The sequence below is a fragment of the Aliarcobacter sp. genome, from assembly GCF_041672065.1.
Lineage (GTDB): Bacteria > Campylobacterota > Campylobacteria > Campylobacterales > Arcobacteraceae > Aliarcobacter > Aliarcobacter skirrowii.
Genome location: NZ_JBAZAH010000051.1, coordinates 1 through 12,025, shown reverse-complemented (window position 1 = coordinate 12,025; position 12,025 = coordinate 1). Strand labels below are relative to the sequence as shown.

The window sequence follows — 12,025 nt, the reverse complement described above, 5'->3', positions numbered from 1 at the left end:
TTCCCACCACATTTGATAATTGCGTACATCTTCTTTTCCTCTTATTTTTTACAAGCATAATTTTGGCTTAATTTATACTATCTTTTTAATTTAGAACGGGAATATTAGCTAAGATTTTATTAAAGTTAGTTTAATTTATAAATTAAATTTTGTAAGTTTTCCCTGTTTTAATTCATACAAATTATCTTTAATTTTTTTGATTAAATTGACTTTTTCTTTAAAATCAATATTTGTTTCATATGATAGGCTAAGAAGTTTATTTGAATAAAATTTATATAAAAGAACCAATAACTCTTTGTTTAATCTCTCATCATCGTAAACTTCAAGTTTATCATTTAATAAAATTTTATTTAATGAAACATCATTTATATCATTTAAAAGTGCTTTAAACTCATCTTCGTGATGTTCAAACATAGAGGGTGTTACTAAATCCAAAACCATATCTAATCTTTTTGGATTATCTAAAATTGATTTTATAATACATAGTTCTCCTATATCATAAGCAGTTAAATTTTGTTGATTTTTTCTAGCTACATTTTTTGAAGTAAAAATCATACTCTCTTTTATATTTAGTTTTTGGGCAATATATCTTTTATACTCCTCTTGAAACAAAATATCTAAGGTATTTAAATAATCATTTGAATCTTTTAGCGCTTTTTTCTTCTCAATTGGATTTGAGATATCATATGAATCTATTATATAATCTAAAACAAAAACTATAAAAGGTTTTGGCTCTAAAAACTTTTTCTCAAGCTCATTTATTTTATTATCTTTTACCATATCAGCTGGATCATTTCCATCTTCAAAAACTGCAACTCCTCCATCAAATCCACTTTGACTAAGCATCAAAGAGGCTTTAAAAGCAGCATTTAATCCAGCTTTATCTCCATCATAAGCTAAAATAATTTTTGGTTCACCTCTTCTTAAAAGTGGAAGATGATCTTTTGTAAGAGCTGTTCCTAAAGTTGCAACTGCATTTGAAAAACCTGCTTGATGAAGCATAATTACATCCAAATAACCTTCACAAACTATTAATTTATTTGTTTTATAGATTTTCTCTTTTGCTATATGATAACCATATAAAAGTTTTGATTTATTAAATATTGGTGTTTGAGGTGAGTTTACATATTTTGCACCATGATTTGTTAAAGTTCTACCACCAAATCCTACAAGTTTACCATTTATAGAGTATATTGGAAAAATTACTCTATCTATAAATCTTGCATATAATCCACTATCTCCTTGACTAATAACTCCTAACTCAATAGCATCATTTAGGTTGTAGTGATTTTGTTTTAAAAAATCTATAGTTGAGCTTGAACTAGATGCGTAACCTATTTCAAACTTCTCTATAAATGATTCAAAAACACCTCTTTGTTTTAAATAATCTTTTATTGAATCATTTGCAATAAACTGTTTTTGGTAAAAATTTTTAATAGCATCAATTACTTTTGTATCAGTTTGTTTAACACTACTCTCTTCATATTGAAGAGTAAAATTTGTAAGATTTGCTAACTTTTCAATAGCTTCTGGATAACTAAGCTTCTCATACTCCATTACAAATTTAATACTATCTCCACCAACTTGACAACCAAAACAGTGATATATCTGTTTTGATGGACTTACAACAAATGATGGTGTATCTTCATTGTGAAATGGACAACAAGCCTTAAAATTTGCTCCATTTTTTTTTAACTCAATATATTGCGAAACTATATCTACAATATCTAATTGATTTTTTAAACTCTCTATTGACTCTTTTTTTATCATGGTGCGAATTATACTCTTTTATTTTTTTATATGTACTTTTATGATAATATGATTTTTTAAAATTTAAAGAGGACTTCAATGGATAGTTTAATTTTGGGATATAGAGATCCAATCGTTGGTGTTATTTTTTTCTTTTTTCTTATTTTTTTAATATCATTTATAACTTACTCTTATGGACTTTATAAAGAGAGAGAGGGAAGAAAAGAGTATAGAAAACTATCAAAAAGATTTGAGCTTGGTAAATTAAAAGAGAATGACTATGTTAATTTATACAAAACTTATAATCTTCCTTTCGACTCTATTTTACTTTTAGCAAATACATTTTTACACAAAGGTGATTTAAATAGAGCAATTAGTGTATATTTAGCACTATTAGAGGTTGTTCAAGATAGAGTAAAAAAAGAGGAGTTACTTGAAGTTTTAGGGGCTACATATTTAAAAGGTGGTTTTTTACAAAGATCAAACGATATTTTTCTTCAAATTTTAAAATTCTCTCCAAGAAATAAAAATGCATTAACTAACCTTATTTTAGTAAATGAGAAGATGAAAAACTATACAAAAGCTAAAGAGATATGTAACTCTTTAGAGGAGTTAGAGGTTGATTTAAGTTTAGAAAAAATCTATTTTGATTATATGATTATTTTAAATGACCCTGTTTTAACAAATGAAAAAAGAACAAAAAAACTCTATGAATTATACTTAGATAACAAAGTTTTAGAGAGAGTTTTTCTAAATTTTATAATAAATTTTAATAAAGAGTTTTTCTATAAACATATAAATGAGTTTAATTTTGAAGATATAATTGATATTTTATGGTATTTGCCAAAAGATGAAATTGATTTTAAAGCTATAGAAAACATACCATTTTTACAAGAACTTTATACCTCTAAAGGGTATATAAATAGTGTCGATTCTAGTTTAGATTTTGATTTAGATTTATTGATTTTAATAAATAGACATAAAAATAGAAAAAAAGGTGATTTAAATTTTGAATTTATATGTAGCTCATGTAAACAATCATCTCCATTTTATGATACAAGATGCCCAAACTGTCACTCTATTTTATCTTTAAAAGTTAAACACCATTTAGTAAAAGGTTTCATTAATACAAACCAATCACTACAATAAAAATAGTATATTTTTGATATACTTACAAAAATTTTAAAAGGAGCAATATGAGCGATTATTCAAAACTTGAAAAGTGTTTGGATTATCAGTTTAAAAATAAAAACCTGATAATCGAAGCACTTACACATAAAAGTTTCAAAAAACCATACAATAATGAAAGACTGGAGTTTTTAGGAGATGCTGTTTTAAACCTTATAGTTGGAGAGTATTTATACACAAAATTTCCAAACTCAAATGAGGGAGAGCTTTCTAAAATAAGAGCTAGTTTAGTAAATGAAACTGGATTTACAAGATTAGCAAATGAGATAAATTTGGGTGATTTTATCTTTATTTCGAATGCAGAAGAGAGAAATAAAGGAAGAACAAAATCATCTATACTTTCAGATGCTTTTGAAGCTATTATGGGAGCAATATACTTAGAGAGTGGCTTAGAGACACTAAAACCAATTATTTTAAATCTTCTTGAAAAATCTTACGATAAGATAAATTTAGATGTTTTATTTAGTGATTATAAAACAGCCCTACAAGAGATTACTCAAGCAAAATTTGCATCAATTCCTGAATATGTTATTGAAGGATCTTATGGACCTGATCACAAAAAAGAGTTTGAAGTATCTATTTGGATAGATGGTAAGAATTTTGGAAAAGCTAGTGGAAAAAGTAAAAAATTAGCACAACAAGCAGCTGCAAAAATTGCTATAGAAAAACTAAAAGAGGATTAATATTGAATACATTTGGACATAGATTTAGATTTACAACTTTTGGTGAATCACATGGAAAAGCCCTTGGTTGTATAGTTGATGGTGTTCCAGCTGGAATAAAAATTGATGAGGAGTTTATTCAAGGTGAAATGAATAGAAGAAAACCAGGTCAAAATGAATTTGCAACAAAAAGATCTGAAGGTGATGTTGTTGAGATTTTAAGTGGTGTTTTTGAAGGTTATTCAACAGGAACTTCAATTGCAATGATTATTTTTAATGAAAATCAAAAATCAAGTGACTACTCAAATATAAAAGATCTATTCAGACCAGGACATGCTGATTTTACATATTTTAATAAATATGGGATTAGAGATTATAGAGGTGGAGGAAGAAGCTCAGCTCGTGAAACAGCAGCTAGAGTTGCAGCTGGAGCTATTGCAAAACTTCTATTAAATGAATTAAACATTGATATAAGAAGCGGAATTTGTGAGATAGATGGTATAAAAGCAGATAATTTGAACTTTGAAAATGCTAGAAATTCAGAAATTTTTGCACTTGATTCAAATGTTGAAGATGCTCAAAAAAATGCTATATTAAAAGCCAAAAACTCTCACAATAGTGTTGGTGGGGTTGCACTTATTAATGTAAAAAATTGTCCAGTTGGGCTAGGTGAGCCAATTTATCATAAATTAGATGCACAAATAGCAAATGCAATGATGAGTATAAATGCTGTAAAAGCTGTTGAAATTGGTGATGGAATATTAGCATCTAGAGTTTTGGGATTTGATAACAATGACCAAATAAGAAAATCTGGATTTAAAACAAACCATAGTGGTGGAATTTTGGGAGGAATCTCAAATGGTGATGATATAAATGTAAAGGTATACTTCAAAGCAACTCCATCTATTTTTATAGAGCAAGATACAGTTGATATTTACGGAAATGAAGTAGAGTGTAAACTAAAAGGAAGACACGATCCTTGTGTTGCTATAAGAGGAAGTGTTGTTGCTGAATCCATGATGGCATTAGTTCTTGCTGATATGCTTTTATTAAATATGTCATCAAAAGTAGAAAATATTAAAAAAGTGTATAAAAAATAATTTATACACTTTTTATGTTTTATATTAAACCTTGAGTTATCCCAGCTTTTTTCTTGTAATCCATAATTTCTAACTCTCTATTTGCTGTAATTACGATATCTTTATCTACTTCATAATCAAGTCTAGGATCTCTTCCTTCATAATCAACAGAGTTTAAAATAACTTTTATTGAGTTAAGTCTTGCTAAAAATTTTGTATCACTTCTTATGATTGTCCATGGAGATTTTTCAGTATTTGTTCTTTTTAGCATATCATATTTTTTTTGAGTAAACTCTTCCCATCGACTTTGCATTTGTAAATCAATCTCACTTAATTTCCACTGCTTTAGAGGATTCTCTTCTCTCTCTTCAAATCTTCTTGCTTGCTCCTCTTTTGAAACAGATAGATAAATTTTTAAAAAGTGAATACCATGATCAATCAAATCCTCTTCAAATCTTTGAACACTATTCATAAATACTTCATACTCTTTTTGTGTACAAAATCCAAAAACAGGCTCTACCATAGCTCTATTGTACCAGCTTCTATCAAATATTACTATCTCTCCACCTTTTGGAAATTGCTCTACATATCTTTGAAAATACCATTGTGTTTTTTGAACATCTGAAGGTTTACCAAGTGCAACCACTCTATAATGTTTCTCATTCATATATCTAGTAATTCTTCTAATAGCTCCACCTTTTCCAGAAGCATCTCTTCCTTCCATAAGTATAATCATCTTTTCATTATGTTTTTCAAGATGCTCTTGAAGTTTAATTAACTCTACTTGATATGGTTTTAATATCTCATCTTTTGTTCTATATATAAATTTTGAATGTATTTCACTTAAAAAACTTCCATTTCCCTCTTCTAATTTTGCTTTAAACTCATCTAAACTCATATTTGCATTTAATCTACGACTCTTTTCATAAAACTTGTCAAATGACATAATTTCCCCTTTATTTAAATTTTTTTATTATACTAAAACTATTTAGAAACTTCCCCTATATGCTTCTCTACCGATTTTATTTTACTCTCTATTCTATTTTCTCCACTACTTCTTATATCAAAATTAAGAGTCGCATAAACTCTACTACATCCTAACTCTTCAAGTTTTAAATAACAAAGATTTACCAAATCTAAAAGCTCTTTTAGAGTTTTTGCCTCAACTATTGTATTCATTGATGTTAATTGATATTTTAATCCACTATTTTTTATTATATTTAAAACTTCTGAAACCTCTTTACTTTTACTTCCAACTGTGTTTGTTGGAAACATTGCTAAACTCATTAAAACTGACATTAAGCATCCTTTAAATTAATATTTTAAATTGTTTTGCTAGTATATAAAAATTTCAATAAAAAGGATCTCTATGCAACTAGACGTAACAGCTGAAGTTATATTATCACAACTTGGATACTCAAATAATGAAGGGGCTTTAAAACAGGCTCAAAAAGCAATTGATGTTACAAAAGGTTATGAAAAATTTGCAAAACATATTTTAACTTTAAATGACCAATTAAAAAAACTAAATGCTTATGTTGGGTTATCAAATAAAACTGACTATTTTAAAATAAAATGTGATGAAGCTGATTCAAACGAGATTTTAGAAGAGTTTCACGATGTAGTTTGGAAGTGGGCAAAAAAATATAATGTAGATATAGAGAGATTGGATAAAAAACCAATCTACTATATCTTAGGTGTTAGTAACTAAAAAACTTTCTTATAAGCGTGACAATAAGGGAGTTTTCCTGTTTTATTATAGTAATTTTGATGATAATTTTCAGCTTTATAAAAAGTTACTTCAGGGTATAAAGTGGTTGCTACTTTGTACCCTTTTTTTTGTAAAGTAGCTATCAAATTTTGTGATATTCTTTTTTGTTCTTCATTGCAATAAAATATCGCCGAAAGATATTGAGAACCTATATCTGGACCTTGACCATTTGTTTGAGTAAAATCATGTATTTCAAAAAATAGCTTTGCTAAAGTTTCAAAATCAACAACACTCTCATCATAAACAAGCTCAACACTCTCTAAATGACCACTAAATCCACTTGAAACAATCTCATATGTTGGATTATCTACAAATCCTCCCATATAACCAGAAACTACACTTTTCACACCATTTTGTTTTTGGAAATAGTACTCTACTCCCCAAAAACAGCCGCCTACAAAATATGCTTTTGATTCTTTCATACTAAATCCTTTTTAATCTTGTTTTACAATAATATTTACAACTCTTCTTACATTTGGAGCAACAAAAACTATAATAGGAATTGCACAAATTGCAGCTTTAAAAAAAGCTTCCATCCATCTATAAAAAAACCCATCTACTAATCCTAAATTTATAAATGTAATAACAAAGCTCATAATGAAGCTCATTACAGTTCCCATAATTAAAGCAAATATATATTTATCATATTTTTTATCTATCATTAAAAATCCTTATATTCTATTTTTTAATAAATTTTAGTGACAAAGAATTAACACAGTGTCTAATATTTTTTGAAGTAAATCCTTCGTTTTCAAAAACATGTCCTAAATGTCCACCACAAGATGCACAAATAATCTCAACCCTTCTTCCATCAGCATCTAAAACTCTTTTTATAGCGCCTTCTACCTCATCATCAAAACTTGGCCAACCACAAGATGATTTAAATTTATCTTCGCTTCTATAAAGTTGTGCATCACACTTTTTACATAGATATACTCCATCTTCATAAAAATCGTTGTAAACTCCACTAAAAGGATACTCTGTTCCTTTTTGTTCTATTACATATCTCTCTTCATCATTTAATTGATTATATTTCATCTACTCTTTTCCTTTTAAATAGTATTATATTTATTTAAAAAAATATTATAACTTTATCAATTTAAGGAGAAGGTAAAATGCAAAAAGAGAACCTACTAATAGTATGGTCAAATGCAGATATTGAAGTTGCAACTAATTTTCCACTTTTATACTCAAGTGTAGTTTTAGAGCGAAATTATTTCAAAACTGCTCATTTAATGCTTTGGGGTCCATCAATTTTACTTGTAAAAGATACTTTTATTCAAGAGAAACTAAAATATATCTTAAGTACAGGTGTAAAAATGAGTGCTTGTATTGTTTGTGTTGAGGATTATGGGGCGACAGAGGAGCTAGAAACACTAGGAATTGAGATAACTCACACAGGTGAGCTTTTAACAAATGCTCTAAAAGATGAGAGTTATTCTGTTTTAACTGTATAAAGTAAGCAAATATTTTGCTTACTTACTAGAGTTTTTTCTAATATTAGTGATACTTTTTCCACCAATTCCATAATTATCACAAGATACCTCTTCAATAATTACAACTGCACTTTTTGCACCTCTTCCATCAAAAGTATCTGCAAATAGTTTTGTGATTCCCTCTATTAATCTCTCTTTTTGCTCTTTTGTAGCTCCACCATCTTCATGTGTCATTTTAATATTTATAACTGGCATTTCAAACCTCCTTAAACCTATCTATTTTTTATCTCTAAATATTTTATAGCTTCAATCATGGTATTAGTTATTTTAAACAACTCTTTTTTTGTAATTGTATAAGAAACAATTGAGTAAAAAAGTTTTCCAAAAGGACGAAGCCAAACACCATTTTGAACACAAAAATCTTGTAAAATTGAAGCATAATCACTACTTTTTAACTCAATAACAGCAATAGAGCCAATAACTCTTACATCATAAACTATAGCCTCATCTTTTAATATCTCTAACTCTTTTTTAAAATGCTTCTCTATTTTTTCTACTCTTTTTTTCCAAGGTGAGTTTAAAAGCTCATCAATGCTAGCACTTGCAACACTGCATGCAAGTGGATTTGCCATAAATGTTGGTCCATGCATTAATACACCAATAGAGCTTGAAGAGATTGTATCACTTATAGTTTTACTTGTAAGCATAGCAGCCATTGTTAAAGTTCCACCTGTAAGACCTTTTCCAATAGTTAAAATATCTGGTTTTATATTTGTATGGTTAAAAGCAAACATCTCTCCTGTATGCCCAAAACCTGTTGCTATCTCATCAAAAATCAATAAAATATCATATTTTTCACAAAGTTTTTTTGCCTCTTCAAGATATTTTGGATTATAAATTCTCATTCCACCAGCTCCTTGAACAACTGGTTCGACTATAAAAGCAGCTAACTCATCTTTATGTTTTTCTAATTTATCTTCTAAATCTTTTAAAGCTTCACTAAAATCTGATTCAAAACCTAAAGCTGGAGATGATGCAAAAATATTAGAACTTAAATAATCTCCATATAAAGAGTGCATAGAGTTTTTTGGATCACAAACACTCATTGCTCCTAATGTATCTCCATGATATGAATTCTCAAGAGCTAAAAACTTATATCTATCTTTACCTTTTGCTTTTTGATATAAAATTGCTGTTTTTAAAGCAACTTCCACACAAACACTTCCACTATCACAAAGAAAAACAGAGTTAAAACCTGTAAGTTCTACTAGTTTTTGTGCTAAAGTAGTTGCTGGTTCGTGAGTTAATCCACCAAACATAATATGAGGCATAATTTTTGCCTGTTTTTTTAAAGCTTTATATATTTTTTTGTTATTATAACCATGAATTGCACTCCACCAAGAGCTCATTGCATCAACTAAAACTCTTCCATCTTCTAAAAAAATCTTACAGTTTTTTGTCTTTTTAACAGCCCAAATAGGAGTTTTTGATGGTAAAGAGTTATATGGATGCCAAATGTGATTTTTATCTATTTCTAAATTAGTTTTCATCTTTTTGCAATATCCAAAACAATTGTAAGTTTTGCTCCTTTATAAAGTTGTTGTTCATATGTAAAATCACAATTTACCATAAATATACTACCTTTCATATGTTTTGTAATAATTTCGCTTGACATATAAAGCCCTATTCCTGTCCCATTGTATTGATGTTTAGTTGTAAAATATGGTTCAAATATCTTATTTATTATCATTTCAGGAACACCTAAAGCATTATCTAAAAATTCAATATGCACTCTATCTTTTATAATTTTTAGATTTATTAATATCAATTTATCTTTAATATTTTTTTCAAAAAAAGCATCTTTTGAATTATTTATTGCATTTATGAAAACTTGTATAAGCTCTGTTTCATAACCATAAATATTGATTTCTCGCTCTTTAAATATCACTTTTATATCATTTTGTTCTAAGCTTAATTTTGTAAGCTCAATACTTTTTTGTATAGCCAAACTCAAAGAAAAAATTGCCTTCTCTTTTTGTGGTTTAAAAAAATATCTAAAGTCATCAATTGTTTGAGATAGATAGTTAGAAGTACTAACAATCTGTTCTAAAGCCTCATTTAGCTCTTTATTCTCTAGCATATTTAAATCATTTTTGAGCTTCAAAGTACTTGCTCTTGTACTAATTATAGATAATGGTTGTCTCCATTGATGAGCGATATTCTCTATCATTTGACCCATAGAGATCATCTTTTGTTGTTGAGCTAGAATTCTATCTTTTTCTAAATTTATCTCTAACTCTTTTTTTATTTTATTTGCTAACTTTTTATTTACATCATGCAATCTTTTTGTTTTTAGTTTAACTAAACTTTTTAATCTTTTATTTGCATTTTTTAGAAGATATTGTCTATAAAAAATTACAAAAAATATTATAGAAACAATAAATAAAAATTTAAAAAGAGATGATAAATTATAATAGTCACCAAAATTTAAAATAAACCACTCATTTAGTTTATTACTATTTTTAAAAGCAATAAACTCTTCTACTTTAAACTCTTTTTGAATAAATCCCATAATATTGTATAAATCATATATTCTTTGTACTTTTTCCTCTTTTATATCTCCCAAAATATTATTATTTAAATATGCCAATTTTTTTAACTCATTTGCCTCAAAAATCAACTCTTCTAATCTTAAATCTTGAGTATTATACTTTGTAAATATAAGTCTGGCTGTCTCTTCGATATTATTAAATGCCTCTTCCCAACCTTTTAAACTAGCATTTCTAAATTTTAATGCAATATCTGGTTTAAAATCTATCATGCTTTTATTTGTATATAAAAAATCACTATACATATCAAATCCATAATCTCTAGGAGCAAAAGTTATGTACTCTATACCATGTTGATTTAACCAATATGGAGATTTTGAACTATATGCCGTCATTAAATCAACTTTATCATCTATTAAATCTTGAATATTATGAGAGTGAGAAATTAACTTTATATTTTTTATATCAATTTTTCTTGAAGTTAGCATAGCTTTAAAAGAGACCTCAATAGAGTCATCACTTGTTATCATTAGTTTTCTATTTTTAAAATCTTCTAAAGATTTTATATTTGAACTTTTTTTAGCAATTATTTGAATAGGTGAGGCTTGAAAAAGTGCCATTAATACAACAATATTTTCATAGTTTGATTTATCTAAAATAAGGTTTTCTCTACCTATTGCAAACTCTATTCTCTCATCATTTACACTTTTTACAATATTTTTATCAAATGAAAATGGTAAAATTTCAACATCTAATCCAACTTCTTCATAAAACCCTTTCTCTTTTGCAACATAATATCCAGCATATTGAAACTGATTAAACCACGCTAGTTGTAATTTAACTTTTGTTAAATCTTTTGAAAAAAGAGTTGTATGAAGAAGTGTTATTAAAAATATAAGAAAACTAAAATTTTTCAAAATATACCTCATTTTTAATCTATACCAAAATTGGTATAGATTTTAGTGTAAAAAGTGTCTAATTCCTGAGAAATATAGAGCCATACCATACTCATTTGCAGCCTCTATAATCTCGTCATCTCTAATACTTCCACCTGGTTCAATCACACACTTAACACCAGCTTTTTGTGCCTCATCAATACTATCTCTAAATGGGAAAAATGCTTCAGATGCTAGTACTGCTCCATTTACATCTAATCCCATATCACTAGCTTTTCTAAGTGCTGCCTTAGAAGCATCAACTCTAGATGTCATTCCCATTCCAACAGCAACCATTGCAGAGTTTTTAACATACACAACACAGTTTGATTTTGTCAAACTTGCTATTTTGTAAGCTATTTCCATATCTTTTATCTCTTGAAGAGTTGCAGCTCTTAAAGACATAAGTTTAGAGTTTCTAACCTCATCATCTGCAACTTTATCAGCCTCTTGATATACAAAACCACCATCAACTCTTTTGAAATCAAAACTATCATTTGCTAGTTCTAAATATTTTGTTCCTTGTGAGAATAGTTTGATTCTTTTTTTAGTTTCAAAAACTTCAACAGCATCTGCAGTGAAATCTGCTGCAAAAACAACTTCAAGGAAAATTTCATTCATTTTTTCTGCTAACTCTTTATCAACTACTCCATTTA

14 protein-coding genes and 1 pseudogene are annotated in these 12,025 nt (G+C 27.7%); 5 read left to right on the top strand and 10 right to left on the bottom strand.

The genetic code is table 11. From position 1 onward, the window contains the following. Positions 1–135 precede the first annotated feature (135 nt). Entirely contained in the window at positions 136–1,770 is a 1,635-nt protein-coding gene (gene dnaG / locus WC168_RS07710) for a DNA primase (RefSeq protein ID WP_372618511.1), read from the bottom strand. Positions 1,771–1,848: 78 nt separating this feature from the next. Between dnaG and WC168_RS07705 the strand changes: the two genes are divergently transcribed. The 3 genes from WC168_RS07705 to aroC are packed head-to-tail and all read left to right on the top strand — an operon-like array spanning position 1,849 to position 4,699. Further along, positions 1,849–2,898, top strand: coding sequence for a tetratricopeptide repeat protein (locus tag WC168_RS07705; RefSeq protein ID WP_372618509.1), 1,050 nt, complete (start codon positions 1,849–1,851; stop codon positions 2,896–2,898). A 47-nt stretch (positions 2,899–2,945) separates the two neighbouring features. Continuing rightward, entirely contained in the window at positions 2,946–3,620 is a 675-nt protein-coding gene (rnc, locus tag WC168_RS07700; protein WP_066159900.1) for a ribonuclease III, read from the top strand. 2 nt (positions 3,621–3,622) lie between these two features. Continuing rightward, complete coding sequence (aroC, locus tag WC168_RS07695; RefSeq protein ID WP_372618507.1) at positions 3,623–4,699, top strand: chorismate synthase; 1,077 nt, start codon at positions 3,623–3,625, stop codon at positions 4,697–4,699. A 19-nt stretch (positions 4,700–4,718) separates the two neighbouring features. Here aroC and ppk2 read toward each other — a convergent pair whose 3' ends face one another. After that, entirely contained in the window at positions 4,719–5,624 is a 906-nt protein-coding gene (gene ppk2 / locus WC168_RS07690; RefSeq protein WP_066350534.1) for a polyphosphate kinase 2, read from the bottom strand. Between the two features lie 38 nt (positions 5,625–5,662). Then, entirely contained in the window at positions 5,663–5,977 is a 315-nt protein-coding gene (locus WC168_RS07685; RefSeq protein ID WP_066159118.1) for an MTH1187 family thiamine-binding protein, read from the bottom strand. Between the two features lie 70 nt (positions 5,978–6,047). Here WC168_RS07685 and WC168_RS07680 point away from each other — a divergent pair, with 70 nt between their 5' ends. After that, a complete protein-coding gene (locus tag WC168_RS07680) occupies positions 6,048–6,389 on the top strand; it encodes a hypothetical protein (protein ID WP_066350533.1) in 342 nt (113 codons plus the stop codon). Here WC168_RS07680 and msrA read toward each other — a convergent pair. The 3 genes from msrA to WC168_RS07665 are packed head-to-tail and all read right to left on the bottom strand — an operon-like array spanning position 6,386 to position 7,487. After that, a complete protein-coding gene (gene msrA, locus WC168_RS07675; RefSeq protein ID WP_372618504.1) occupies positions 6,386–6,871 on the bottom strand; it encodes a peptide-methionine (S)-S-oxide reductase MsrA in 486 nt (161 codons plus the stop codon). The genes WC168_RS07680 and msrA overlap by 4 nt on opposite strands. A 12-nt stretch (positions 6,872–6,883) precedes the next feature. After that, positions 6,884–7,111 (bottom strand): DUF2798 domain-containing protein, encoded by a 228-nt coding sequence (locus WC168_RS07670; protein ID WP_066159129.1) that lies wholly within the window; start codon positions 7,109–7,111, stop codon positions 6,884–6,886. Positions 7,112–7,127: 16 nt separating this feature from the next. Next, complete coding sequence (locus tag WC168_RS07665; protein WP_066356161.1) at positions 7,128–7,487, bottom strand: methionine-R-sulfoxide reductase; 360 nt, start codon at positions 7,485–7,487, stop codon at positions 7,128–7,130. Between the two features lie 77 nt (positions 7,488–7,564). Between WC168_RS07665 and WC168_RS07660 the strand changes: the two genes are divergently transcribed. After that, positions 7,565–7,906, top strand: a complete 342-nt coding sequence (locus WC168_RS07660; RefSeq protein ID WP_066159135.1) for a DsrE family protein — start codon at positions 7,565–7,567, stop codon at positions 7,904–7,906. Between the two features lie 18 nt (positions 7,907–7,924). Here WC168_RS07660 and WC168_RS07655 read toward each other — a convergent pair whose 3' ends face one another. The 4 genes and pseudogenes from WC168_RS07655 to WC168_RS07640 all read right to left on the bottom strand — a co-directional run. Next, positions 7,925–8,140, bottom strand: coding sequence for a 4-oxalocrotonate tautomerase family protein (locus tag WC168_RS07655; protein WP_066159138.1), 216 nt, complete (start codon positions 8,138–8,140; stop codon positions 7,925–7,927). Between the two features lie 17 nt (positions 8,141–8,157). After that, positions 8,158–9,435, bottom strand: a complete 1,278-nt coding sequence (locus WC168_RS07650) for an adenosylmethionine--8-amino-7-oxononanoate transaminase (protein ID WP_372618501.1) — start codon at positions 9,433–9,435, stop codon at positions 8,158–8,160. Next, positions 9,432–11,351 carry an ABC transporter substrate-binding protein gene (locus WC168_RS07645; protein ID WP_372618499.1) on the bottom strand — a complete coding sequence of 640 codons (1,920 nt, stop codon included), beginning with the start codon at positions 11,349–11,351 and terminating at the stop codon, positions 9,432–9,434. The genes WC168_RS07650 and WC168_RS07645 overlap by 4 nt, the downstream gene beginning before the upstream one ends. Before the next feature lie 42 nt (positions 11,352–11,393). Further along, positions 11,394–12,025 (bottom strand): annotated as a pseudogene (locus WC168_RS07640) (bifunctional phosphoribosylaminoimidazolecarboxamide formyltransferase/IMP cyclohydrolase PurH); the annotation flags it as partial.

Coding starts and splice junctions, on each gene's coding strand:
- dnaG (WP_372618511.1), bottom strand. CDS start 1,770: ATGATAAAAAAAGAGTCAATAGAGAGTTTAAAAAATCAATTAGATATT.
- WC168_RS07705 (WP_372618509.1), top strand. CDS start 1,849: ATGGATAGTTTAATTTTGGGATATAGAGATCCAATCGTTGGTGTTATT.
- rnc (WP_066159900.1), top strand. CDS start 2,946: ATGAGCGATTATTCAAAACTTGAAAAGTGTTTGGATTATCAGTTTAAA.
- ppk2 (WP_066350534.1), bottom strand. CDS start 5,624: ATGTCATTTGACAAGTTTTATGAAAAGAGTCGTAGATTAAATGCAAAT.
- WC168_RS07685 (WP_066159118.1), bottom strand. CDS start 5,977: ATGTCAGTTTTAATGAGTTTAGCAATGTTTCCAACAAACACAGTTGGA.
- WC168_RS07680 (WP_066350533.1), top strand. CDS start 6,048: ATGCAACTAGACGTAACAGCTGAAGTTATATTATCACAACTTGGATAC.
- msrA (WP_372618504.1), bottom strand. CDS start 6,871: ATGAAAGAATCAAAAGCATATTTTGTAGGCGGCTGTTTTTGGGGAGTA.
- WC168_RS07670 (WP_066159129.1), bottom strand. CDS start 7,111: ATGATAGATAAAAAATATGATAAATATATATTTGCTTTAATTATGGGA.
- WC168_RS07665 (WP_066356161.1), bottom strand. CDS start 7,487: ATGAAATATAATCAATTAAATGATGAAGAGAGATATGTAATAGAACAA.
- WC168_RS07660 (WP_066159135.1), top strand. CDS start 7,565: ATGCAAAAAGAGAACCTACTAATAGTATGGTCAAATGCAGATATTGAA.
- WC168_RS07655 (WP_066159138.1), bottom strand. CDS start 8,140: ATGCCAGTTATAAATATTAAAATGACACATGAAGATGGTGGAGCTACA.
- WC168_RS07650 (WP_372618501.1), bottom strand. CDS start 9,435: ATGAAAACTAATTTAGAAATAGATAAAAATCACATTTGGCATCCATAT.